At 61.7% G+C, this 25,551-nt stretch carries 17 protein-coding genes; 7 read left to right on the top strand and 10 right to left on the bottom strand.

Annotated features, from left to right (window positions below):
* Positions 1-2 precede the first annotated feature (2 nt).
* The 6 genes from ACEWE8_RS09035 to ACEWE8_RS09010 all read right to left on the bottom strand — a co-directional run bounded on the left by ACEWE8_RS09035 (position 3) and on the right by ACEWE8_RS09010 (position 6,814).
* Entirely contained in the window at positions 3-416 is a 414-nt protein-coding gene (locus tag ACEWE8_RS09035; protein WP_003251427.1) for an NADH-quinone oxidoreductase subunit A, read from the bottom strand.
* 699 nt (positions 417-1,115) lie between these two features.
* Positions 1,116-2,225, bottom strand: a complete 1,110-nt coding sequence (locus ACEWE8_RS09030; protein WP_052750474.1) for a hypothetical protein — start codon at positions 2,223-2,225, stop codon at positions 1,116-1,118.
* A gap of 162 nt (positions 2,226-2,387) precedes the next feature.
* Entirely contained in the window at positions 2,388-2,852 is a 465-nt protein-coding gene (locus ACEWE8_RS09025) for a DUF1348 family protein (protein WP_046787243.1), read from the bottom strand.
* Positions 2,853-2,976: 124 nt separating this feature from the next.
* On the bottom strand, positions 2,977-4,158 hold the full coding sequence (locus tag ACEWE8_RS09020; RefSeq protein WP_046787242.1) for an MFS transporter: 1,182 nt from the start codon (positions 4,156-4,158) through the stop codon (positions 2,977-2,979).
* Between the two features lie 75 nt (positions 4,159-4,233).
* Positions 4,234-5,037 (bottom strand): 2,5-didehydrogluconate reductase DkgB, encoded by an 804-nt coding sequence (gene dkgB / locus ACEWE8_RS09015; protein ID WP_046787241.1) that lies wholly within the window; start codon positions 5,035-5,037, stop codon positions 4,234-4,236.
* Between the two features lie 199 nt (positions 5,038-5,236).
* On the bottom strand, positions 5,237-6,814 hold the full coding sequence (locus ACEWE8_RS09010; protein ID WP_046787240.1) for a hypothetical protein: 1,578 nt from the start codon (positions 6,812-6,814) through the stop codon (positions 5,237-5,239).
* A 151-nt stretch (positions 6,815-6,965) separates the two neighbouring features.
* On the opposite strand from ACEWE8_RS09010, the gene ACEWE8_RS09005 reads away from it, so the two are divergent.
* Complete coding sequence (locus tag ACEWE8_RS09005; protein ID WP_046787239.1) at positions 6,966-12,200, top strand: NEL-type E3 ubiquitin ligase domain-containing protein; 5,235 nt, start codon at positions 6,966-6,968, stop codon at positions 12,198-12,200.
* Between the two features lie 68 nt (positions 12,201-12,268).
* Here the strand turns inward: ACEWE8_RS09005 and ACEWE8_RS09000 are convergent, their stop codons facing one another.
* Both ACEWE8_RS09000 and ACEWE8_RS08995 read right to left on the bottom strand, forming a co-directional pair.
* Positions 12,269-12,763 (bottom strand): DUF934 domain-containing protein, encoded by a 495-nt coding sequence (locus ACEWE8_RS09000; RefSeq protein ID WP_046787238.1) that lies wholly within the window; start codon positions 12,761-12,763, stop codon positions 12,269-12,271.
* Positions 12,747-14,399 carry a nitrite/sulfite reductase gene (locus ACEWE8_RS08995; protein WP_046787237.1) on the bottom strand — a complete coding sequence of 551 codons (1,653 nt, stop codon included), beginning with the start codon at positions 14,397-14,399 and terminating at the stop codon, positions 12,747-12,749. The genes ACEWE8_RS09000 and ACEWE8_RS08995 overlap by 17 nt, the downstream gene beginning before the upstream one ends.
* Positions 14,400-14,614: 215 nt before the next feature.
* On the opposite strand from ACEWE8_RS08995, the gene ACEWE8_RS08990 reads away from it, so the two are divergent.
* Positions 14,615-15,691, top strand: a complete 1,077-nt coding sequence (locus tag ACEWE8_RS08990) for an ABC transporter substrate-binding protein (protein WP_046787236.1) — start codon at positions 14,615-14,617, stop codon at positions 15,689-15,691.
* Positions 15,692-15,957: 266 nt separating this feature from the next.
* Here ACEWE8_RS08990 and ACEWE8_RS08985 read toward each other — a convergent pair whose 3' ends face one another.
* Positions 15,958-16,176, bottom strand: coding sequence for a DUF2970 domain-containing protein (locus tag ACEWE8_RS08985; protein ID WP_046787235.1), 219 nt, complete (start codon positions 16,174-16,176; stop codon positions 15,958-15,960).
* Positions 16,177-16,253: 77 nt separating this feature from the next.
* On the bottom strand, positions 16,254-19,961 hold the full coding sequence (metH, locus tag ACEWE8_RS08980) for a methionine synthase (protein WP_046787234.1): 3,708 nt from the start codon (positions 19,959-19,961) through the stop codon (positions 16,254-16,256).
* Positions 19,962-20,130: 169 nt separating this feature from the next.
* Between metH and ACEWE8_RS08975 the strand changes: the two genes are divergently transcribed.
* From ACEWE8_RS08975 to ACEWE8_RS08955, 5 genes are all read left to right on the top strand, one after another.
* A complete protein-coding gene (locus ACEWE8_RS08975; protein WP_046787233.1) occupies positions 20,131-22,431 on the top strand; it encodes a fatty acid cis/trans isomerase in 2,301 nt (766 codons plus the stop codon).
* Positions 22,432-22,543: 112 nt separating this feature from the next.
* Entirely contained in the window at positions 22,544-23,578 is a 1,035-nt protein-coding gene (locus ACEWE8_RS08970) for an acyltransferase (RefSeq protein ID WP_161871547.1), read from the top strand.
* 58 nt (positions 23,579-23,636) lie between these two features.
* Entirely contained in the window at positions 23,637-24,221 is a 585-nt protein-coding gene (gene nfuA / locus ACEWE8_RS08965; RefSeq protein ID WP_012313787.1) for a Fe-S biogenesis protein NfuA, read from the top strand.
* A 213-nt stretch (positions 24,222-24,434) separates the two neighbouring features.
* Positions 24,435-25,043, top strand: a complete 609-nt coding sequence (locus ACEWE8_RS08960) for an SCO family protein (protein ID WP_012313788.1) — start codon at positions 24,435-24,437, stop codon at positions 25,041-25,043.
* Positions 25,043-25,531: a copper chaperone PCu(A)C gene (locus ACEWE8_RS08955; RefSeq protein WP_046787231.1), complete on the top strand. Its 489-nt coding sequence runs from the start codon at positions 25,043-25,045 to the stop codon at positions 25,529-25,531. The genes ACEWE8_RS08960 and ACEWE8_RS08955 overlap by 1 nt, the downstream gene beginning before the upstream one ends.
* The last annotated feature ends 20 nt before the right edge of the window (positions 25,532-25,551 follow it).

The raw sequence follows: 25,551 nt of genomic DNA, 5'->3' as shown, positions 1-25,551 counted from the left end.
CCTCATTGTTTCAGCTTCGCTTGCCGCTTGCGGCGACCTTCGGGAGCCCAATCAAGTGCCCCGACGCGCCAAAGGTAGACAAGACCTGCCAACAGAATTGCTATGAAAACGAGCGCTTCGACGAATCCGGTCCAGCCGCTTTCGCGGACGGACACAGACCATGCAAAGAGAAAGAGGGCTTCGATATCGAAGATCACGAACAGCATCGCGACCAGATAGAATTTGGCTGAAAGGCGCAGGCGGGCGCTGCCGACGGGCAGCATGCCGGATTCGAAGGGTTCGTTCTTGGCGCGGCCCCAGGCCTTGCTACCGAGCAGGCTGGACAGGCCGAGCATGAAGGCGCACAGGCCGACGACACCCAGGAGGAAGATGGCAAAGCCCCAGTTGTGGGCGATGAGTCCTGCCGAATCGGACATGCTAGAGATCCTTATACAGAGACCCAGCTCTGCAGTCTGAAATAAGTAGAGCGGCGACGTGGTGTCGCAGGTGCAGTGACCAAATGTCGCAGCTGAATCAATCGCGCTGATTTTATGGGTAAACCCGGTGCAAGTAAAATTTCTGTCGCAAATTTATTCGTAGGATTAAGAACAAAATCCGCTCGTAACTGGCTGAAAGCCTTGAAATTCGGGCATTGCGTGCGTTTTTGTCAATTATGTTTCTTGCAAAGAGTAACGAAGTGCAACTTTAGTAATGATAATTAATAGCATTTGACTTGGTGCTTTTGATTGACTGTTCCGTGGCTTGTAAAGTTCGTCTGGCACTTTCCCTCTGCTTGCAAATGCGAAAGACTCCTGTTCTAGCAGCTTGCGGTGCGGCTTGTGCCGCTCTGGGTCAATACTTTATCGATTTAGCGATGACCGGCTGATGAGCGGGTGGGGCAGTCGGTGCGGGCAGCCTGCCACACGCCTGGGCGCGTCAGCGCATGGCACTGATGGCCACGCGTACTGCTGCGCTGTCGCAAGCGTAGTCCTTATTTTGCGGTTTGTGCTGATGCCTTTGGCGTGTGAGGGCGCCGTTGGAGGCATAGCGAGTGGAATGCGGCGCCCGTCCACATCGTCAAGGGCGTGAAAACCTCAAAAAAGGCCTCCCGGCGTCAGGGCAGGCCAAGGGTGGGTTTACGGGAAAATGATCTTGCTGTAGGCAAACTCGTTATCACCCCGTTTGATGCCTGCCTCGGAGGTTTTCACCTCAACGCGGTCATCGTCGTGAACAACGATGATCTGGTGCGCATCCAGCACCTCTACACCTTCGGGCTTGTTGCTGAACACCAGCGCACTGCCGTCTTCGCGTGTCAGAAGTTTGGGCGTGCCCGGCTTCCCCGCTGTGAACGGTACGGCCCATAGAAGTCCACCTATTTCAGTGGATTTTTTGCCCGCAGCATCAACGGATTGCTGCTCGAAGCTGGTGACCGCATAAAGCCTGTCTTTATTGAACCGGTCATACTCCAGGCCTGATAGCCCGAGCGTCCGGCCTTGCGCTTGGATGTTGAGGTTCTGGATTGTTTTGAATGCCTCCACAAGCTCCAAGGTCCCATTTCTGAACTTCACATGCGCGGAAATAAGTAGAAAGCCGAAATGCGAGTCAGCACTGCTGTTTCCCTGTTTGCGGATGCCGATGATCAGTTGGCCATCTGCCGCTTTTTCGTGCGCCGGTTCGCTCGGCGCCATGGTAATGCCTTCGATTTGAAAGTACGGCGCGCCAATGGCTTCGCTGATCTGTTTGCGCAGTGCGATCGAGCTTGTGACCCCACCGCGTGATGAGGGCGACAGGGGCTTTGCGGCCTCAGGCTCGTCCACGGGCCAGTACAAGAGGGTGCTGAGTGTGTCAGCACGTGGATCTTGTTGGGTACCGGCTTTGTTGAAGGCGGTGCTGGCGATGATGTATCGGCCATCCAGCGTCTTCGTCAGCGCCTCGTATTTATCGGCTTCTTTTAACGCATCCCCGGGCAGCACGGTAGGCTCACCACTGATTTTGCCCTGCTCAAGGTCAAGCGTGAACAGGGCCGGCCCCCCCGTGGCAGGCAAGCGTTTGTCGTTGGCCAAGAGCAGTTTTCCATTGCTCTCAACCACTGCCGATACTTCACAGTTGACGGAGGTTTCAGGGGTAAAACACGCTGCAGTGTGATGTTCGACGGTTGCAATGCGTCCTGGCAGTTCAGCTGCCGGTGCGTGGGGCGCTGCGCCGGCGAGGCCGGCAACCAGCATGATAATTGCTCGCTTTTCCATGGGCACTGTCCTTGTGGGAGTGGGAACGTTGCGCAGAAAAGCGTAATGGGAGGGAGAGAAGCCGGAAACTGGCATTTTTGGCAGTAGCCGTTCGACATGACCACACGCGGACGACCTGATGTCATTGCCAGTAGGCGCATCGACCCTCTGCCCCCAAGGCGGTCAGAGCCCCAGTTCGCTGAGCCCCGGATGGTCGTCCGGGCGACGTCCCAAGGGCCAGCGGAACTTGCGGTCCGCTTCGGCGATAGGCTGCTCGTTGATGCTCGAGTGGCGATTGTGCATCAGGCCATCGGCGGCGAATTCCCAGTTTTCGTTGCCATAGGCACGGAACCACTGACCGCTGTCGTCGTGGTATTCGTAGGCATAGCGCACCGCAATGCGGTTGTCGGTGAATGCCCACAACTCCTTGATCAGTCGGTACTCCAGTTCATGGTTCCACTTGCGGGCCAGAAAGGCTTGGACCTCGGCACGGCCCCGGGGGAACTCGACACGGTTACGCCATACGGTATCGGGGGTGTATGCCAGCGATACCTTGGCCGCGTCACGGCTGTTCCAGCCATCCTCGGCCAGGCGGACTTTTTCGATGGCGCTTTCGCGGGTAAAGGGAGGCAATGGAGGGCGGGACATGGGGGGACTCCTTGGCGGTGGTTGGCGTAGAGGAGAGTACTGCTGCAGCGGCATTGGGGGGAATGGCTGCAACGGACACTTCATAATTGCGCCCGTTGCAAGAGTGCAGCGCTTGCGCCAGCGGCTAAACCGCGGCGCCCAAGGCCTTGTCGACAGCCTTGCCGCGCCCGCCCAGCCATACCAGCACCAGGGCCGTCGCCGCCAGCACGCCGCCGGCCATGGGCACTGCGGCATAGCCCAGATCCAGGCTGATCACCGTGCCACCCAGTGCCGCGCCAACGGCATTGCCAAGGTTGAATGCGCCGACGTTGATCGACGATGCAAGCCCTGGTGCCTCGATGGCGGCAGTCATGACGCGCATCTGTAAGGGCGGCACCACGGCGAAGGTGAACACGCCCCAGACCAGCAGCGCGATGGCCGCACCAATGTGGCTGCCCAGTAGCAGCGGCATCAGCAACATGATCAGCGCCAGTGCACCGAGGAAGATGCGCGCAGCGCCGTCCAGCGACCAGTCGGCCAGGCGCCCACCCAGGCTGTTGCCCAAGGTGAAACCGACACCGATCAGCACCAGGCCGAGGGTGATGAAGCTGTTTGAAGCGCCGGTCAGTTCCGCCAGTACCGGTGCTACATAGGTGTACAGGGTGAACATGGCACCGGCGCCAAGCACGGTGGTAGCCATCGCCAGCAGCACGCTGGGGCGGGCGATGACCGCCAGCTCTTTGCGCACGTGGGGCACGCTGCCACGCTCACCTTTGGGCAGCGCGTACCACAGGGCGGCCATGGCCAGCAGGCCGAGTACTGCAGTACCGGCAAAGGCCATGCGCCAGCCGACCTGCTGGCCGACCCAGGTCGCCGCAGGTACGCCGCCGATATTGGCGATGGTCAGGCCCATGAACATCGTTGCCACGGCACTGGCCTGTTTGTCCTTGGGGACCACGCTGGCGGCGACCACTGCGCCCAGGCCGAAGAAGGCACCGTGGTTAAGGCTGGTGACCAGCCGCGAGGCGAGCAAGGTGTAGTAGTCCGGGGAGAGTGCCGAGAGCAGGTTGCCGAGGGTGAAGATGGCCATCAGCGCCATCAGTGCGGCGCGTTTGCCAAAGCGGCTGAACAGCAGGGTCATGATCGGCGCACCGACCATCACGCCGATGGCATAGGCGGTGATCAGCATGCCCGCGCTGGGGATGCTCACATCGACGCCTTGCGCGATTACCGGCAGCAGGCCCATGGGCGTGAATTCGGTGGTACCGATGCCGAAGGCGCCGATAGCCAGGGCAAACAAAACCCGTTTTGGGGAAAGCGTGCTCATCAGGAGCTCCGGTTCAAAGGTCAATGAGCAGTGGTACCGGCCAGGAACAGGCCGGTACCGACATGCAGCGGGTCATCAGTCCCAGGCGGGCGCCAGGCCATCCGGGCTGACTTCACGGCCATTGCGCTCGAGCGAGGCGATGCGCGCCATGTCGTCGGCATCCAGTCTCAGGCTGCAGGCGAGCAGGTTACTGGCCAGGTTCTCGCGCTTGGTGGAGGAGGGGATCACTGCGTATCCCTGCTGCATGGCCCAGGCCAGGGCCACCTGGGCGACCGTGGCCTTGTGCTTGGCGGCGATCTCGGCCAGCACCGGGTCCTTCAGCACTTTGCCGTAGGCCAGGGTCATGTACGAGGTGACGGTGATGCCCTGATCCTTGAGGTAGGCAGCCAGTTTGGCGTTTTGCAGGTAGGGGCTGAGCTCGACCTGGTTGGTGGCGATTTCGCCTTTGCCGACCACCTCGATGGCTTGGCGGGTGAGTTCGATATTGAAGTTGGACACGCCGATCTGACGGGTCAGGCCGAGTTTTTTGGCTTCGGCCAAAGCTGTCATGTACTCGGCCAGTTCGATGCCCTTGCCTGGGGCTGGCCAGTGGATCAGCAGCAGGTCGACGTAGTCGGTACGCAGCTTGGCCAGGCTCTCGCGCAAGCTTTGGGCAAGCTTGTCTGCGCCATGGTTGTCGACCCAGATCTTGGTGGTGATGAACAGCTCGCTGCGCGGTACGCCGCTTTCGGCAATGGCCTGGCCTACGTCGGCTTCGTTCTTGTAGATCTGCGCGGTGTCGATGGCACGGTAGCCCAGCGCCAGGGCGGACTTGACCGAGTCGATGACGGCCTGGCCGGTGAGGCGGTAGGTGCCAAGGCCGAAGGATGGAATGCTCATGGGGCTGCTCCTGCTGAGTGATTGAGGTTGAACCAGAGCTTGGGCGCCCTGCTGCCGACCTCGTTCGAATGGGGAGCAGTGTGCAAGTTTTGCAGGGCTTGATTAAGACGGCACAACGCCAAGGTCTTTTGACCATAAATCACGAGTCACCCCTGGGCTCGTGATTCGAGCGCCGTAAATAAGCCCTGTCAGTCTCGACTCACGTGGTGATCTGCCCAGGAGCCGACTGCAGTCGCCACAGGTAGCCTATGCCAGCCACTTGCTCTTGCAGCGTAGAGGCCAGCCCTGCACGCCGCGCAGCCCGATCCTGGCTGAGCATCTCGTCAAGCATGTCCAGCAGTTCGCGAGACTGGGCGGCCGCTGCGCTATGGGTCGTATCGTCCTGCAGCACGCCCTCCTGATAGGTGTGCACGCGCTCTTTCTGGCTGGCCTCTTGAGTCGCGGTCGCCTCGACCAGGGCGTTGTTGGCGAACGCCAGGCGAGTGCTGCTGCGGGATTGGTCGTCGATCGTGTGATAGCTGTAGTTCTGCGTTTTGTTGTCGCGGGTCAGGGTCAGGCCGACGAGCGGGTTCAAGCCTTCATGCCAGGCGGCTTTCATGCTTGCCTGTTGCGCCTGCTCTACGGCCAGGTTCGCTGCCGGGCCTTGCAGAGTGGTCGATTGCGAAACCTTGTAGTCGAAGTGGTCCACTTCTTCAGGCCGCATCGGATTGATCTTCTGTTCGGTCTGCGTGATCGAGGCATCGAAGTCGGCCAGGCCGCTCAACAGCAGGCGGCTGGCCGTGTTCTGCGCCAGGTCATGGCCTGCAGGGCGCTTGCTGGTATCGTCCACGCTGTTGAGCTGGCTGAAGGCATCCTTGAACAGTGCCATCAGTTGCGCGTCACCATGGCCGCGCTTTTGTGCTGCGTCGAACTGGGTCAGGTAATTGGCCACGGCTGCCTGACGCTGAGCCTGGCTGCCCAGCAGCGCGCCGCCCTGGGTGTCGAGGTTCATCCTGACCGTGCCGTTGGCGCCTTGCAGTGTGAGGTTGCGGGAATCTTCGTTCAGTTGCAGGTCGAAGGTTTGCTGGTCGCCGCTTGCATTCTGCAATTTGGCATTCAACTGCAAACCGGTGAACAGCGCCGGGTCGAGCTTGACCAGTGCGCCCAGCTGCAGGCTGGGTGGTTCCTGGGTCAGCCCGTTGAGGGCAGCCTGGAAGCTGCTCGCCAGCGCTGCCAAGCCTTTGAGCTCGTCAGTGGTCAACGTACCGTCTTGCACGTCGGCATCCACGGCCAGGCCGTTGGTGCTGCTGTAGAGCCCCACCGTCACGGTGGCGCCTGAGCCGGTAGTGAGGTTGAAGCTGACGCTGCTGGTGGCGTGTTCGCGCAACCTGGCCTGCTGCATGGCCAGCAGCAACGGGTCGGTTGTCGCGCCATCATCGATCGCCAGCCCGGATTGCGAGATACGCTGGCCACCGCTGGCCGCCAGTTGCTCCAACAGGGCAGCACCAAGCCCTTGGAAGCGCGCTGCTGGGGAGGAAGCCTGAATGGCGCTCAGCATGTACATGCTGAGTTTGTCGATGCCGTCCTGCTCCCACACATACTGTGTCTGCGCTTTACCGAGGGTACCTTTGGCCGTGTAGGTCTGGGTGTCGACGCGGCTTTCTTGCTGGCCAAGGCTTACCACCGTGCTCGGGGATGTCATCGGCGCTTCTGTCGGCAGGGTGGCTGGTACCTGCGGTGCACGGTGGGTGATGTGGGCGACAGGGGTCAGGCGCACCACTGAGGTGATCGGGTTCATCGCCAGCTTCCTTTCTGGTCAGTAGTTGTAACTGTTATCGGCAGGGCTTGTGCAAACGTGAACGTCTGTCACGTCGGCAGGTTGCAATAGTTAACGCAAAAGCCTCGTCACGCGGTGGTGCAATCGCTGTTTTGCGCCCTAGGAGCCCGCGATGCCCAGTCAGCCGTTCACTGATGACTCCACCAATGCCTTGATTGCCAGTCGCTTGCCCGCCTGGCTGACCGAACTTGCGTCCGACACCCTCAACAGCTTGCTCCAGAGCCAGCAGCGACAACAGCAGGTACAGCATCAGTTGCACGAATGGCTGGCGCGGATCACCCCACTCGATGCATTTGCCGAGCCGCTGCTGCGAGAAGCTCTGCAGGCGGAACATCAACTTGGTGTCGATGTGCGTCGGGCCACGCTGCGGCGCAGAACCCTGCAGCGATTTCCCTCGCATGTTGCGCAAGTGCCGGATGGGGTCAAAGAGCAGATCTACCAGCACAGCCTGCTGCAATCGGCGTTGCATAACTTTACCGAGGGTGAAACGTTCGCCACCAGCATCATGCAGGGCACTGCGGTGCTGGATGCATCAGGGAATGCTTGCGCGCTCTCGCCCAAAGCATTCTTTGCCCTGTGCCGCTCGCTCGACCTGGGGGGGCGTTACCAGGCGTACCTGCGCGCGCAGTTGACGCCCGGTGGTGAAGCGGGGAAACAACTGAGCACGCTGATCGAGGCAGGTTATCGCACGAGTCTCGAGGCGGCGCTGAGACTGGCACTGGTCAATGGTGAAATACCCAGGCATGCCTATGAACACTGTGCCCCGCTGATTGACTTGATCTCGGTCGCATCCCCCTCCATCTCTGGGCTGCGGCCCATGCAACTGCGTGTGTTCGGCCGGCTGGTGCGGGGCGCGGTGGCGTTCGAGATAACCCATCAGCGCGCGACCGGTGACGAGTTCGAGGGCATATTGTGCTGGATCCCTGATGATCCTCAAGGCCCGCTGACCTGGTATACCTCTTGGGCATCGCTGTTCATGACGTTGGGTAAACAGTTCCGTTTGCCCGGTTACGTCGAATTCTTCCAACGCTTTATCGGTGAGCGTGACCGGAGTGCCTACACCCGTGCCTTGACCCAGGCGCTGAGTGATACTGCCGAGAATGTGCCGGTCCAGCTCGATGGTCGTTACGAGCCTGTCGAGCAGCCGTTGTTCGAATACCTGCGCCGCCAACTGATCGACACCCTGTTGGACAATGCCAAAGTGCATGCCATACCCACTGCCGAAGTGGACGCGCAGCAGCGCGACAGGCGCTTGCATTTCTACCTGAGCTTTGCCATCGATGCGTTGGGCCTGGCGAGCTTCGCGCTACCTGCACTGGCTTTGCCATTGCTGGGGATCACCGCGTTGCAGGTGGCTGACGACGTGTACGAGGGCTATGCCGATTGGCGCTTGGGGGACCGCCAGAGCGCGCTGGAGCACTTGTATTGCGTAGCGCAAACCGTGGCCATGACGGCCGTCAATGTCGGCGCAGGCGCGGCTTCGCACCGCCTGGTGGAGGATGCTCGCGTCGCAGATCTAGTGCCGGTCTACACGGATGAACATACACTGAAGTTGAGTGACCCCAGGCTGCCAGGCTATGCCGTCCAGGACCGAGGCGCAGTCGGTGAGTTGATCGGTCTGCAAGGTGCAGAGTATGTGCGTACCCCCTTGGCCAGCCATTTGACCTACCTGGAAGCTCAAACGCAGCAGCGTCGCATCCGCCATCCCGTGCGTCCCAATGCTTATGCGCCGCTGCTCGAGGGCAACGAGGGCGCTTGCTGGCAGCATGAACTGGAGACGCCCCACGAATGGCAGGGCAGTGCTGAGTTGTTTCAGGACCTCGACGCGGGCTGGGCGCACCTCGATGAGCAGGCCATACACGCGGTGATGCGGGCAACGGGGTTCAACCAGGACCAACTGCGCCGTTTGCATGTGGAACAGGCACAGGCGCCGGCGCGCTTGCACGATGCAGTGCAGAGGCAGCAGTTGCACGCTCAGCGGCCAGAGCTGAACGGGGAGGCCTTCGAGCGGCAGCTGCAGGCTCAGCAGCCCATGCCCGGCGAAGCCGAAACCCTGCTTCGCCGGGACTTTCCCGGCCTGTCGGTAATGGGTGCGCGTGAGATCATCGAACATGCGCCCGAGGACCAGGTGGAGCATATGCTCGCGCACCAGCGTGTGCCGTTGGCCTTGGCCGAACAGGCGCGCTGGTACGTGCGCGATACGCGCCTGGACCGCGCCTGTGCGGGCCTGCTTCAAACCGCCGCAATCAATCGTGATACCGAGCAACTGGCATTGGGCCTGATCGCCGAGCGCGCCCCGTGGCGAGGAGTGCGCATCGAGCTGCGCGGCGACACGCTGTCGGGTGAAATGACTGCGTGGGCCGGAGCGCAAGCGGCCAGCGAGTTACGCACCGTGCTTCGAACGGCCCAGGGGTATCAGGCGCTGGATGCTCACGCAAACCCGTTGCCGTTGGCCAGGGCTGACGACAGCCTGTTCCAGGCTCTGTTGCTGCAGCTCGATCCCTGGCAGAAAAGGATATTGGGCGATGCCGGCGACGGCCCCGAAACACTGGCCCAGGCCATGTCGCAATGGGCCTGCGAAGAGCGCGAGCTCGCCGCTTCACTGTTGCGCATGGCGCCAGTCGGCCTTGGTTTCAGGCCGCCGGTACGGCTGGGCGACGGGCGCCTGGGTTACCCCTTGAGTGGCCGTGGCGAAAGCAGCAATCGCGCGTTGCGTCGGGGTATTCAACGGCTGTTCCCCGATTTCGACGAAAGCGCGATGGAGCAGTTTGCGCAGAACGCCCGCACGCTTGGGCTGACACCCTGGAATCACTACCTGCGCCTGTGTGAAGAGCTGCGAACGCTTGACCAGGCGTTGGGGCTGTGGCGTCGGCAATCGTCGGGGCCGATTCAGTTGATCCGGCGGGCGCGCATGGCACGGCGGATTCGTCATGCCTGGCAACGACGCATTCGCGACGGTGAAGGCCATCCTGCGTTGATTCTGGAGGGCTCACGCCTGGGTAGTCTGCCCGAACTGCCTGAGGGCGTTCACTTCGACCATGTGACTTCCCTGGTACTGCGCAATCTTGATCTGACGGCGCTCAGCGAGGGTTTGCTCGCCCGCTTTCCCAATGTACGGCGCCTGGACTTGTCTTCCAACCGGCTGAGCTCGATACCTGATACCAGTGCACTGGCACACCTGGAACAGCTCGATTTGCGCAGCAATCGCATCGTCGACATCAGTGAAGCGCAGGCCGGCTGGTTACGCGCCAACCCCGGCTGCGCAAGCTTGCAGGGCAATCCGCTATCACCGGTTGCACGCGAGCGGCTGGCGATCGAGCTTGTAGCGGCCGGTCAGCAGGGGGCAGAGGGCAGTGCCCCGTGGCTTGAAGGGCTGACCGAGCAGGAGGCTGCGCCGCGCCGCAGGCACTGGCAGGCGCTTGCGCAAGAACCAGGCAGCGATGAGTTCTTCGCTTTTCTCCGCGTGTTGCTGCAGTCCGAGCGCTTTGCTGTTGAACCCCAAGACTTTCGGCGCCGTGTGGGTGAGCTGCTCTACTGCATGTATAACCATGCTCATGTTCGACGGGCAGTATTCCAGCAGGCTGCCGTGCCGCGGGGCAGCGTTGATCTCGATGTGCTGCTCGTCAACTTGAAGGTAGCGCTGCGCACAGAAGGCCTGCATGGTCGGCACGTCGAGCATCAGTTGCGCAGCCTGGGGCGTGAGTTGTTCAGGCTCGATCAGGTTAACCGCTTTGCTGCGCGGCACATCGAAGAGTTGCGCCGGCGCTCTGTGCCATTCAGCCCGGGTGAGATCTATCAAGCCTTCCGGGTACAGCTTTCAGAGCCTTTGGGTATTTACGGCGAACCGACGTACCTCAGTTTCAGGCATGTACAAACTGTGACCCCAAACGACCTGGTTGAGGCCGAGGCAGCGGTGTACGAGGCCGAGACGGCCGAGGCACTGAGCCAGTTCCTGGCGCAACAGGCGTTCTGGCAGGATCACGTCAGGCTCGCCTATGACGATCAGTTTGCTGTCATACGTCAAAACCACGATGAACGGCGAGCCGCGCTTGTAGGGGATGGGGCGCAAGGCAGTGGCGCGGTACGTGCGGCAGAGCAAATAGCAGAGCAGCGCAGGGAGGAGGAGAACGCGCTGACCCTGGCGCTGGCCCGCGGCAACTATCGGGTGTGGTATCAGCTCGGGCTTTTTCATGGCCCTGGCTCGCGAGCGTTCGCGCATCTGTCCAGGCGGCTTGAAGCTAGCCTGGCGCAGTGGCGCGGGTTGCCTGGCGACCCTGAGTATGCTGCGCGATCGAATATGGCGGAGCTCCTGCGCGGCTTCTGGCAGTCGCGTTACCACGATGAAGGGCCGACCCTGCGCTCGACCAGAGAAGGATGGATCATCAGTTCGTTACCTGCGCTGCCCATGGGCATCGTGTTCGAGCAGGTAGGTGACTTGTCGTTGTGCAACCAGCAGGTTTCTGTCATCGAGGCCGATTTCCTGAGTCGGTTTCCTAACCTGAAAACGCTGGACCTCTCGGGCAACCGCCTGCGAGCGCTCGATGGCCTGGAGCATTTACCGCAGCTGCGAAGTTTGAACCTCGGCGGTAACATGCTCGACACAGTGGCGGGCCTGGAAAACTTGACCGAGCTTGCCGATCTGGAACTCTGTGGCAATCAACTCGACGAACTGCCGGCCGGTGTCGAGCAGTTGGCCCACCTGACTTACCTCGATCTTTCCTTCAATCAGATCGTGGTCCTGGATGAACGGGTAGGGCAGCTGGCCAGCCTTGAAAACCTGCAATTGAGCGGCAACCTTCTTGGCGCTATACCGAGCAGCTTCGGCAACCTTGCGCAGTTGAGCATTCTCAACGTCGGCGCGAATCGCTTGCTCACCATCCCGGAAGGGCTGAATCACCTGGGCAGGCTTACCCAACTGCACCTGCATAACAATTTCATCACCCTGGACGCGCAATCCCAACTGCGGTTGGAGTGGTTTCCCAGGCTGGAAATTCTCAACCTTGATGCGAATCCGCTGGGGGTGGTGCCGCAGTTACGCTACAACGTTCATCTGCACTACGTATCGTTGCGTGCAACAGGCCTGCGTCACTTTCCTCTGGCGTTGCTGCAACGCTACCCGGAGTTGGTCGTGGACTTGCGTGGGAACCGGATCGGGGTGTTGAGCGAGGAGGCGCTGAGCTGGGTCGAAGCTCAACCGCACCGGGTCAACCTCGAGCACAATCACCTGAGCGAGATAGTCATGGCGCGGGTGCGTGAAGCACTGGCCCGGCTGGGGGGCGAATGGGAGGGGGGTGCCGAGCCGGAACCGGGGGCAGCCAGCAGAAGGCCTCAGGACCGCAGGGGCTGACAAGCAGCGTAGCCAGATGGCTGTAGCAGAGGCATGGCCACCGTGCGGTGGACCATGCCGGGAGACGATCAGCGGCGGCGGAACAGCGGCAGCGGCTCGTCGGTGGCGGCCTGGTAGGTCACCGAGAAGTCCTTCAGCCCTTGCAGGGCATCTTCCGGGTCCTTGTCGGCACGGATGGCGAAGGCATCGAAACCGCAGCGGGCCAGGTAGAACAACTGGTCACGCAGTACGTCGCCAATGGCGCGCAGCTCGCCCTTGAACTGGTAGCGGTCGCGCAGCAGGCGCGCATTGGAGTAGTTGCGCCCATCGGTGAAGGCCGGGAAGTTCAGGGCGATGACCTGAAAGTGCTGCACGTCATCACCGATCTCTTCCGCTTGTTCATCGCTGTCCAGCCACACGCCCAGGCCACCGTCGCGAGCCTTGAGCATATGGGCATGGTCACGCCACAGTTGCAGCGGGACGATGTAGTCGTCGCAGTTGGTCAGTTCGTCGATCGTGGTTTCCTTGGGCAGCAGGTGCCAGGTTTCGTCGACGATCTGGTTGTTCTTAATGATTCGCTGCATAGACGCGTTCCTTGAAAGGGTCGATGCCGATACGCTGGTAGGTGTCGATGAAGCGCTCTTCCTCGGTACGTTGCTCCACGTACACGGCGATCAGCTTCTCGATCACGTCGGCCATGTCGTCCTGGGCGAAGGACGGGCCAAGGATCTTGCCCAGGCTCGCGTCGCGCGCGGCGTTGCCGCCCAGGGACACCTGGTAGAACTCCTCGCCCTTCTTGTCCACGCCGAGGATGCCGATGTGGCCGACGTGGTGGTGGCCGCAGGCATTCATGCAGCCGGAGATGTTCAGGTCGATCTCGCCGATGTCGAACAGGTAGTCCAGGTCGTCGAAGCGGCGCTGGATGGATTCGGCGATCGGGATCGACTTGGCGTTGGCCAGCGAGCAGTAGTCACCGCCAGGGCAGCAGATGATGTCGGTCAGCAGGCCGATGTTCGGCGTGGCGAAACCACCTTCGCGCAGCTCCAGCCACAGGGCGTGCAGCTGACGCTGCTCGACGTCGGCGAGGATGATGTTCTGCTCGTGCGAGGTGCGCAGGAAGCCGAAGCTGTAGCGCTCTGCCAGGTCCGCCACGGCGTCCAGCTGCTTGTCGGTCAGGTCGCCCGGGGCAACGCCGGTGGGCTTGAGCGACAGGGTCACGGCCACGTAGCCAGGGCGCTTGTGGGCGCGGGTGTTGCGCGAGCGCCAGCGGGCGAAGCCTGGGTATTCGGCGTCCTGGGCGCTGTAGTCGACGTTGTCCAGGGCCAGGTAGTCCGGGTCGATGAAGTGGCGCGAAACACGCTGTACTTCTTCTTCGGTCAGGGTGGTGCTGCCGCCACGCAGGTGGGCCATTTCGGCCTCGACCTTCTCGGCGAACACTTCCGGGGTCAGGGCCTTGACCAGGATCTTGATCCGCGCCTTGTACTTGTTGTCACGACGGCCGTAACGGTTGTACACGCGCAGGATGGCGTCCAGATAGCTGATCAGGTCCTGCCACGGCAGGAATTCGTTGATGAACGAACCGACCACCGGGGTACGGCCCAGGCCGCCCCCGACCAGCACGCGGAAGCCCAGCTCACCGGCAGCGTTGCGCACCGGCTCCAGGCCGATGTCGTGCACTTCGATGGCCGCGCGGTCTTCTTTCGAGCCGTTGATCGCGATCTTGAACTTGCGCGGCAGGTAGGCGAATTCCGGGTGGAAGGTGGTCCACTGGCGGACGATCTCGCACCAGGGGCGCGGGTCGATGATTTCGTCTGCGGCAACACCGGCGAACTGGTCGGTGGTGGTGTTGCGCAGGCAGTTGCCGCTGGTCTGGATCGCGTGCATCTGCACGGTGGCCAGTTCGGCAAGGATGTCCGGGATGTCTTCAAGTGCCGGCCAGTTGTACTGCACGTTCTGGCGGGTGGAGATGTGGGCATAGCCCTTGTCGTAATCGCGGGCGATCTTGGCCAGTGTGCGAACCTGGCGGGCGTTCAGCTGGCCGTAGGGCACGGCGACGCGCAGCATCGGGGCGAAACGCTGGATATAGAGGCCGTTCTGCAGGCGCAGAGGGCGGAATTCTTCTTCGCTCAGCTCACCGGCCAGGTAGCGGCGGGTCTGATCACGGAACTGCTTGACGCGGTCCTCGATGATCCGCTGATCGTACTCGTCGTATACGTACATAAAAGTCCTGTCTCAGGCTGCATGCAGCTATTCGCGCGCACGGCCGCGCACTCCGGTTCGGAGCGGGGAAACGATATCAGGTTGCGTTTATGCGCTAAAGTGATGTTTTTGCATATGAAAAGAACCAAACGAACTAAGTGAGATTGACTGGCGTTTATCCGTCACTCAGCGCCGCAGGTTTATACTCGCGGGTTTGTTGGTAAGGATGTAACCGCATGCTCAAGGCATTGTGCTACAGCTTGTGCCTGAGCCTGCCGCTGGCAGCCAGCGTTCAGGCCGCTTCGGTGGTTTTCCTCAATCCGGGCCTACCCGCAGAGACGTTCTGGGTCAGTTACTCGCGCTTCATGCAAGCGGCGGCTGATGACCTGGGCATGGCGCTGCAGGTGCAATACAGCGCCCGTAATCCCGAGCGCGCCCTGAGCCAGGCCCGGGCGGTGCTCAAGGGCCCGCAGCGCCCGGAATACCTCGTGCTGGTCAACGAGCGGTACATTGCGCCACAGATCATTCGCCTGGCGCAAGGTAGCGGGGTCAAGCTGTTACTGGTCAACAACGGGCTGACTGCCAGCCAGGCGAGCAGCATTCAAGCCCAGCCCGCAAAGTACGGCGCTTTGTTAGGGGCCTTGACGGCCAATGACGAGCAGGCCGGTTACCAGATGCTGCACCAGATGGTCGCTTTGCTGCCGCGCAGTAACGAGCCGGTGGACCTGGTGGCTTTCACCGGGCTCAAGACCACGCCCGCCTCGCAGTTGCGTGAAGAAGGCATGCGTCGCGCCTTGGCCGACTTCCCTCAGGTGCGCCTGCGGCAGGTGGTTTACGGTGGCTGGAACCGCCAGCGCGCCTTTGAACAGGCGCAGCAGTTGCTGCAGCGCTACCCGGATATCAAGCTGGTGTGGTCGGCCAACGACGAAATGGCCTTTGGCGCCATGCGCGCGTTCGAGGCTGCGGGGCGCAAGCCTGGGCAAGATGTAGTGTTCAGCGCCGTCAACAGCTCCCCCGAGGCCTTGAGAGCGCGCATCGAAGGGCGCCTGGGGGTGCTGATGGGTGGGCATTTCAGTCTCGGCGGCTGGGCCATGGTCATGCTGCATGACGATGCCTATGGCGTGGATATCGCACGCGATGGTCAGCGCGACCATGTGATGCCGGTTTTGCAGTCGATCGATCCAGACAAGGCAAAGCGTTGGCTCAAGCTGGCGGAACAGGACGACTATGGTGTCGACTTCCAGCGTTTCAGCGCCCAAGGACGCCCGCCGACTTACCGGTATCCCTTCTTGACGTCACCTGTCGACTACTGAAAAACCCTGCTTGAGAGAAGGGCATTGCTCGTCTTAACTGCTGGTTGTGAAGTGCATTCCCATAACCACTACAAGAGGCAATGCAATGGGAAATACAACCAAGGTCCGCAAAGCTGACAGCAGCGTCGATGCCTGGGCGATCCTCTGCCTGATCGTCCTGGTGGTGGTCACTGCCGTGTACTGGGTCAGCCACCAATAGCCTCAGCTCCAGGCCGTGATGCAACCTGAGCCGCCCGCGCAAGGGAATTACGCGGGCGGGTTGCGTTTCAGTGGGCGGTCAGGTGCAGCGCCAGTCGTACCAGGCCGATCAGGATCAGGATGAACACCAAGGTGAACAGTGCGCCCAGCGCGATGAAGTGGCTGGCCTTGCCATGGGTGAAGTCGCGCGCGCGGTTCTTGCCGCTCTGCACACCTAGCGCGGCGGCCAGGATGCTGTGCAGCATCTGCCAGAAGGTAGGGGGTTTACCTTGACTGGGATCGTCCATGCTGGCTCCTTGGATATTCAGAGGCAATCAAGGACAGTGTAGATGGCAAATGGGGCCGCAAAGCGGCCCCACGAATGTCAGCTGTCGTACCCCAGGTTCGGTGCCAGCCAGCGCTCGCTGACGCTGACATCCTGGCCCTTGCGTGCGCTGTAGCTGTCGATCTGGTCCTTGTCGACCTTGCCCACGGCAAAGTACTGCGCTTTCGGGTGAGCAAAGTACCAGCCGCTGACCGCCGCAGCCGGGAACATGGCGAAGTGCTCGGTGAGGAACACGCCGCTGGGGCCGGTTTCACCGATGGCTGTGCCGTCGAGCAGGCGGAACAGCGTTTCTTTTTCGGTATGGTCCGGGCAGGCCGGGTAGCCTGGGGCGGGGCGGATGCCGCTGTACTGTTCCTTGATCAGTGCCTCGTTATCCAGGTGCTCGTCGCGCGCATAACCCCAGTGCTCTTTACGCACCTGCTCGTGCAGCCACTCGGCGCAGGCCTCGGCCAGGCGGTCGGCGAGGGCCTTGACCATGATCGAGCTGTAGTCGTCGCCCTTGTCCTGGTAAGCCTTGGCCACTTCCTCGGCACCAATGCCGGCGGTGGTGATGAAGCCACCCATGTAGTCGGTGACGCCGCTGTCTTTGGGCGCGACAAAGTCGGCCAGGGAGAAGTTCGGCTTGCCATCGGGCTTGATGGTCTGCTGGCGCAGGTGGTGCAAGGTGGCCAGGGGCTGACCGTTGTCGTCGTAGACCTGAATGTCGTCATCGGCAACCTGGTTGGCTGGCCAGAAGCCGAACACGGCGCGCGCACTGATCAGCTTCTCGTCGATCAGTTTGTCGAGCATCTCGCGGGCATCCTTGTACAGCGAGGTTGCCGCTTCACCCACCACTTCATCGGTGAGGATGCGTGGGAACTTGCCGGCCAGGTCCCAGGAAATGAAGAACGGCGTCCAGTCGATGTACTCGGCCAGGGTGCGCAGGTCGATGTTGTCCAGCACCTTGACGCCTGTGAAGGCAGGGACCGCCGGCTGATAAGCGGCCCAGTCGTATTTCGGCTTGGCCGCCACGGCCTGCGCGTAGCTCAGGCGCTCGGTGCGGGCACTGCGGTTGGCAGTGCGTTCACGCACTTCGATGTAGTCCAGGCGGGTTTTTTCAACGAAGCCGGGCTTGAGTTCCTTGGACAGCAACTGGGTGGCCACACCTACCGCGCGGGAGGCGTCGGTCACATAGATCACCGCATCGTTGCTGTACTTGGGCTCGATCTTGACTGCGGTATGGGCCTTGGACGTGGTGGCGCCGCCGATCATCAACGGCAGCTCGAAGCCTTGGCGCTGCATTTCCCGGGCAACATGAACCATCTCGTCCAGCGACGGGGTGATCAGGCCGGACAAACCGATGATGTCGCACTTCTCGTCGCGGGCGGTCTGCAGGATCTTCTCTGCCGGTACCATCACGCCGAGGTCGACGATGTCATAGCCGTTGCAGCCCAGGACCACGCCGACAATGTTCTTGCCGATGTCGTGCACGTCGCCCTTGACCGTCGCCATGAGAATCTTGCCCTTGGCTTCGGGCTTGTCGCCTTTTTCGGCCTCGATGAACGGGATCAGGTGGGCCACGGCCTGCTTCATCACCCGCGCCGACTTGACCACCTGCGGCAGGAACATCTTGCCGGCGCCGAACAGGTCGCCAACCACGTTCATGCCGCTCATCAGCGGCCCTTCGATGACTTCGATCGGGCGCGCACATTGCTGGCGGCACTCCTCGGTGTCTTCGACGATGTGTGCGGTGATGCCTTTGACCAGCGCATGTTCCAGGCGCTTGCCGACCGGCAGTGAGCGCCAGGCCTCGTTCTCGACTTCCTTGGTGGCACCGCCGCCTTTGTAGTCGTCGGCGATGGCCAGCAATGCATCGGTACCTTCGGGGGTGCGGTTGAGCACCACGTCCTCGACCCGCTCGCGCAGCTCGGCCGGGATCTCGTCGTAGATCTCCAGCTGGCCGGCGTTGACGATACCCATCGTCAGCCCGTTGCGGATGGCGTGGAACAGGAACACCGAGTGGATCGCCTCGCGCACCGGGTTGTTGCCGCGGAACGAGAACGACACGTTGGACACGCCGCCCGAGCTCAGCGCATGTGGCAGGTGGTCACGGATGTAGGCGCAGGCCTCGATGAAGTCCACGGCATAGTTGTTGTGCTCTTCGATGCCGGTAGCGACGGCGAAGATGTTCGGGTCGAAAATGATGTCTTCCGGCGGGAAGCCGACTTCATTGACCAGGATGTCGTAGCTGCGCTGGCAGATTTCCTTCTTGCGCGCGGCGGTGTCGGCCTGGCCGACCTCGTCGAAGGCCATCACCACCACGGCCGCGCCGTAGCGTTTGCACAGGCGGGCGTGGTGCTTGAATTGCTCGACGCCTTCTTTCATGGAGATCGAGTTGACGATGCCCTTGCCCTGGATGCATTTGAGGCCAGCCTCGATCACTTCCCATTTCGACGAGTCGATCATGATCGGCACGCGCGAGATGTCCGGCTCGCCTGCAATCATGTTGAGGAAGCGGACCATGGCTGCCTGGGAGTCGAGCATCCCTTCGTCCATGTTGATGTCGATTACCTGAGCGCCGGCCTCTACCTGCTGCAGGGCGACTTCCAGCGCTTCGGTGTAATTCTCTTCGCGGATCAGCCGGGCGAACTTGGCGGAGCCGGTGATGTTGGTGCGCTCACCGACGTTGACGAACAGCGACTGGCGGTCGATGGTGAACGGTTCCAGGCCCGACAGCCGGCAGGCCTTGGCGATTTCCGGGATCTGGCGCGGCTTGTATTTGGCCACGGCCTGGGCGATGGCCTGGATGTGCCCGGGCGTGGTACCGCAGCAACCGCCGATGATGTTGAGGAAACCACTGGCCGCGAACTCTTCGACCACGGCAGCCATCTCGGCCGGGGTTTCGTCGTACTCGCCGAAGGCGTTCGGCAGGCCGGCATTGGGGTGGGCGGAAACGTGGGTGTCGGCCTTGGTCGACAGCTCTTCAAGGTAAGGGCGCAGGTCCTTCGCGCCCAGCGCGCAGTTCAGGCCAACGGAAATCGGCTTGGCATGGCGTACCGAGTTCCAGAACGCTTCGGTAGTCTGGCCGGACAAGGTACGGCCCGAGGCATCGGTGATGGTGCCGGAGATCATGATCGGCAGTTCGATGCCGTCATCTTCGAACACCTGCTGCACGGCGAAGATCGCCGCCTTGGCGTTGAGCGTGTCGAAGATGGTCTCGATGAGGATCAGGTCGGCGCCACCCTCGATCAGCCCGCGGGTCGCCTCGATGTAGTTTTCCACCAGTTCGTCGAAGGTGACGTTACGGTAGCCGGGGTCGTTGACGTCCGGGGAAATCGAGCAGGTGCGGCTGGTCGGGCCGAGCACGCCGGCAACGAAGCGTGGCTTGTCCGGCGTCTCCAGGGTCTTGGCGTCCGCCACCTGGCGGGCGATGCGCGCGCCCTGGACGTTCAGCTCGTAGACCAGCGACTCCATGCCGTAGTCGGCCTGGGAAATCTGCGTGGCGTTGAAGGTGTTGGTTTCGAGAATATCGGCGCCGGCGTCCAGGTACGCCTTCTCGATGGCAGCGATGACATCGGGGCGGCTGAGCAGCAGCAGGTCGTTGTTACCTTTTACATCGCTTGGCCAATCGGCGAAGCGCGTGCCACGATAGTCGTGTTCCTCGAGGCGGTAACTCTGGATCATAGTACCCATGCCGCCGTCGAGGATCAGAATGCGCTCATTGAGTGCGTGCTGGAGTGCTTGGAGACGAGCGCTGCGGTCGGACATAGGAACTACCTGGTCGGGCGAATATCAGAAGGTGCGGAATCATAACAAAGCTGCGCGGTTTTTAGGCGCATTGGCCATTCGCATGAATTTCGTTCATGTTGCGCCGTGAAGCACCCATGGTCGACCAGGCAAACGTGATGGCTTTTCTAGAACCCAGGACTTTCGGCACATGGTGCATCGTTTTCTTGTCGGCGCTTTCGCGCTGCTGCTCAGCAGCGTCGCGCTCGCACAAGCCCCCCAATCGAGCGCGGTAATTTCCTACACCCGGGACATTCAACCGATTTTCACCGAGAAGTGCGTGGCCTGCCATGCCTGCAACGACGCCGCCTGCCAGCTGAAGCTGGAGAGCCCCGAAGGCGCAGTGCGTGGTGCAACCAAGGTACCGGTGTACCAAGGTGAAAGGAGCAAGGCAGTCCCGACCACACGGCTGTTCTACGATGCGCACAGCGAAGAGCAGTGGCGCAAGAAGGGCTTCTATTCGGTGCTCGACGGCCAGGGCAGCCAGGCCGCATTGATGGCACGCATGCTGGAGCTGGGGCACAAGGCGCCGCTTACCCCCAACGCCAAGCTGCCCGACGATATCGTCCTGGGGCTCGCGCGCAACAACATGTGCCCGTTGCCCCATGAGTTCGATGCCTATGCCGGTGCCCACCCCAAAGAGGGTATGCCGCTGGCGGTCACTGGCCTGACCGATAAGGAATACCAGACCCTGCAGGGTTGGCTGGCTGCAGGTGCGCCGGTCGAGTATGAGCCCATTCAACCCAGCGCGGCCGAGGCCAAACAGATTGCCGACTGGGAAGAACTGCTCAATCGACCGGGCTCTACCGAGGCCTTGGTCGGGCGCTGGCTGTACGAGCACCTGTTCCTGGCGCACATCCATTTCGTCGGCGGCGAGCAGGGCCACTTCTTCCAGTGGGTGCGCTCGCGCACGCCCAGCGGCCAGCCGGTCGACCTGATTGCCACGCGCCGCCCCAACGACCCGCCGGGTACCGACTTTTATTACCGGTTGATTCCGGTGCAGGGTGTGATCGTGCATAAAACCCACATCACCTACCCGATGGGGCCGCAAAAGCTCAAGCGCGTGAAGCAGCTGTTCTATGCCGGTGACTGGCACGCCAGCGCGCTGCCGGGCTATGGGCCGCGCCACCGGGCCAACCCGTTCGAGACCTTCGAGGCGATCCCGGCGGTGGCGCGCTACCAGTTCATGCTGGACAACGCCGAGTACTTCGTCCGCACCTTCATCCGTGGGCCGGTGTGCCGTGGGCAGATCGCTACCGATGTGATCCGCGATAACTTCTGGGCGCTGTTCCAGGAGCCGGCGCACGACCGCTACGTCACCGATGCTGCGTACCGTGGCCAGGCCACACCGTTGCTCGCCATGCCGGGCCAGATCGATGACGTGGGCAGTGTGCTCAACCTCTGGCATGCCTACCGTGACAAGCGCAACGAGTATGAAAAACTGCGTCGCGAGGCCTACGCCGAAATGCCGGCGCCGGGCTGGTCGACCCTGTGGGCCGGCAACGACAATGCGCTGCTCAGCATCTTCCGCCACTTCGACAGCGCTTCGGTGACCAAGGGCCTGGTCGGCGATGTGCCGCTGACGGTGTGGCTGTTCGACTACCCGCTATTCGAACGCACCTATTACCAGCTGGCGGTCAACTTCGATGTATTCGGCAATGTCTCGCACCAGTTGCAGACGCGGCTGTACTTCGATCTGATCCGCAATGGTGCCGAGGTCAACTTCCTGCGCCTGATGCCAGCGGACCAGCGTGGTGCAATTCTCAGCGACTGGTACCAGAACAGCGGCAAAGTGAAGATGTGGCTCGACTATGAAGACATCGACACTGACACGCCGAGCGGCATCAGGCTCGACCCACGCGACCCCAAGCGCGACTTCGGCCTCAAGCTGCTGCAGCGCACCGGCAGCCTGAACGCCGCGCCCGATCCGATCAACCGCTGCCAGGGTGCTTACTGCTCGCGGCCGCAGATGAATGAAGAATTCCGTAACGTCGAGCAGTCGCTCAGCCGTCTCGTATCACGCCCGGCTGCAGGCCTTAAGGTGATCAACCAGTTGCCTGAAGCCACCCTGCTGCGCATCGAAGGGCAAGGCGGCCAGCGTCAGGTCTACAGCCTGCTGCGCAACCGTGCGCACAGCAATGTCGCGTTCCTGCTGGGTGAGGCTGCGCGCTACCAGCCGGGGCTCGATACCCTGACCTTGTACCCCGGCGTGCTCAGCAGTTACCCGAATTTCATCTTCAACATCCCGGCAGTGGATGTGCCGGAGTTCGTCGAAGACATGGAATACGCGCGCGACGATGCCGCCAAGTTCGAGCGCATCGTCATGCGCTGGGGCGTGCGCCGCAGCCACCCGCAGTTCTGGCGTTACTTCCACGACCTGAGCACCTATATCAAGGAAACCCAGCCGTTGGAGGCCGGGGTGCTGGACATGAACCGCTACGAGAACCTCTGATCGGTTGAGCTGACCTTTCCGGCACACCTGCGGTCGGAAAGGTTGGGTGGTCCGGGGCTGCCAGGCAGCCCCACTGTGGCCTCAATGCACCAAGGCAATCGCAGGGTGATCCATGCTGTATTCGCTTCAGGCACTGCGGGCGTTCGCCGCCTGGGTGGTGGTCTGCCACCATTTCATGCAGATCTTTTTCGACTTCCATGCCACTGGCCCCATCGGCCAACTGCTCACTGACCGCGGCGCGGTGGGCGTCGACATCTTCTTCGTCATCAGCGGGCTGGTGATCTACCTTTCGACCCGAGACAAGCCCGTTGAGCCGCGTCGGTTCCTGCTCAACCGCGCATTGCGAATCGTCCCTGCCTACTGGTTCTACACCCTGTTGATGGCGCTACTGCTGCTGGCCTTCAGCCAATGGATGCCACACCAGGCATTCACCTGGCATCACCTGTTGCTGTCGATGCTGTTCATTCCGGCAGAGAACCCAGGTGGCTACGGCCTGTACCCGACCTTGAACGTTGGCTGGACGCTGAACTTCGAGATGTTCTTCTACCTTTTGTTTGGCCTGGCATTCCTTGTCCGGCAGCGCCATCAGTTGCTGCTGGTGACCGCTGCACTGCTACTGGTCAGCGAAGTGCTGGGCCGCCTTGGCGTGCTCAGCCGCTTCTACAACAACGGCATCATCTACGAGTTTCTGCTCGGTATCGGCATCGGTGTGCTGTACCGCCGCGGCCTGGTGCGCGAGGGGTTGTGGTTGCCGCTGGCGGTGCTGGGCGTGGCGGGCTACGCGATCTACCACCTGGACGCGTCCCAACGGCTCTTGCATTGGGGCCTTCCCGGTGCACTGATAGTGCTGGCATTTGTAGCGCTTGAGCCGTACTTTCAGGGCAACCGGCTGCTCAAGGCATTGGGGGACTGCTCGTACTCGGTGTACCTGATCCACGTACTGGTGCTGTACGCGGGCTGGTTCGCCAGCCAGCGCCTGCACTTGAACCCCTACCTGGTCTTTGCGCTGTGCGTGCCGTCCATTGGACTAATGTCGTGGTTCAGCTACCAGTGGCTGGAGCGGGGCCTGTACCGGCGGATGCAGGCGTGGCTGGCGGCACCGCGGGAGCAAACGCCGGCGTTTGCTCTTTCCCGAGTCAAATGCTAGGACTTTGTTCGAAGGCCAGCTTGGCGTACACTTGGCCGCAAGTCTGTGAGGAACTTCCATGAGCGCTATAACCATTACCGACGCCGCCCATGATTACCTGGCCGATCTGCTTTCCAAGCAGAACACGCCTGGCATCGGCATCCGCGTTTTCATCACCCAGCCGGGCACCCAGTACGCCGAAACCTGCATTGCCTACTGCAAGCCGGGCGAAGAAAAGCCTGACGACACCGCCGTGGGTCTGAAGAGCTTCACTGCCTACCTGGATGCCGTCAGCGTGCCGTTTCTGGAAGACGCGCTGGTCGACTACGCCACCGACCGCATGGGCGGCCAGCTGACCATCAAGGCGCCGAACGCCAAAGTACCGATGGTCAACGAAGACAGCCCGATCAACGAGCGTATCAACTACTACCTGCAGACCGAGATCAACCCGGGTCTGGCCAGCCACGGTGGCCAGGTCAGCCTGGTGGATGTGGTCGACGACGGCATTGCCGTGTTGCAGTTCGGTGGTGGTTGCCAAGGCTGCGGTCAGGCCGACGTAACCCTGAAGGACGGCATCGAGCGGACCCTGCTCGAACGTATTCCGGAGCTCAAGGGCGTGAGGGATGTGACTGACCACACCCAGAAAGAAAACGCGTACTACTGATCGGTAGTTTGGCGAACGGCTGGCCACCAGCTCTTAGCAACAAACTGTTACGGATTCAACCCCTGCGACAACAGGCCGCAGCCCGTGTTTAAAGGGCTGCAAGCCATCACCGCCTTGGTCGGGTAGAAGCGCTTGGGGCGTCATGCCAGAATGCCCCGGTTTTTCGGCCGGCCCGTCCCGAGGGTCGGCACCTTCCCTTTAAAGGATGGTTCCATGAATGATCTGTTGACCCGGCGCGCAGTCGTCGCCGGGATGGGCGTTCTCGGGCTCGGCCTGCTGGCAGGCTGCAACCCGGCCCGAGGGCTCGAGTTCAAGTACGGCAAGAACATGAGCAACGAAATCCTGGGGCGCAAGTTCCGTCTCAAGGATACCAAGGGCAACGACGTCACCCTGTCGAGCTTCTACGGCAGCATGCCGATGATCTTCTTCGGGTTCACCCAGTGCCCGGCAGTCTGCCCGACCACGTTGGCGCGAGCGGCGCAAATCCGCAAGCAGCTCCGGGGCCGCGACCGCGATCTGTTCCAGGTGGTGTTCATCACCCTGGACCCTGAGCGCGACACCCCCGAAGTGCTCGACGCCTACGTCAAGGCCTTCGACCCCTCGTTCATGGCCCTGACTGGCACCCCGGAGGAAATCGCCGAGGTGGCCAAGGAGTTCAAGGTGTTCTACGAGAAGGTCCCGGCCGGTGATACCTACACCATCTCACATTCGTCCACCAGCTACGTCTACGACACGCGTGGCACCCTGCGCCTGAGCCTGGGCCATTCCCTGAACGCCAAGGAATGCGCCGAAGACCTGGTCACCCTGATGGAGATCTGCTAATGGCTGTTTCACTGCACCCGTTCAAGCGCGGCCTGGCCGCTATTGCCCTGCTGGGCCTGGCGCTGCCGGCTTTGGCCCAGACCACTGTCAGCGATGCCTGGGTACGTGCCAGCGTACCGCACCAGCAGTCCACCGGTGCGTTCATGACCCTGACTGCCAGCAGCGACAGCAAGCTGATAGGGGTAGCATCGCCTGTGGCCAAGACTGTGCAAGTGCATGAGATGACCATGAACGGTGATGTGATGGGCATGAAACAGGTCGAGGCCGTGCAGCTGCCAGCCGGCAAGCCGGTAAGCCTGGACCCCAATGGCTATCACGTGATGTTGATGGGCTTGACCCAGCAGGTGAAGGAGGGCGACAAAGTCCCGCTGACCCTGACTGTGGAAGATGCCAAGGGTGGCAAGGAAACCTTGGAAGTGCAGGCAGAGGTACGGGCGCTCAACGCCGAGATGGGCGGTGGGCACGACCACATGCACATGAAGCACTGATTGATCCGGGGCCGCTAAGC

The organism is Pseudomonas sp. TR47, from assembly GCF_044143025.1.
GTDB classification, from domain to species: Bacteria; Pseudomonadota; Gammaproteobacteria; order Pseudomonadales; family Pseudomonadaceae; genus Aquipseudomonas; species Aquipseudomonas putida_E.
This window is presented reverse-complemented; position numbering and strand designations above follow the sequence as displayed.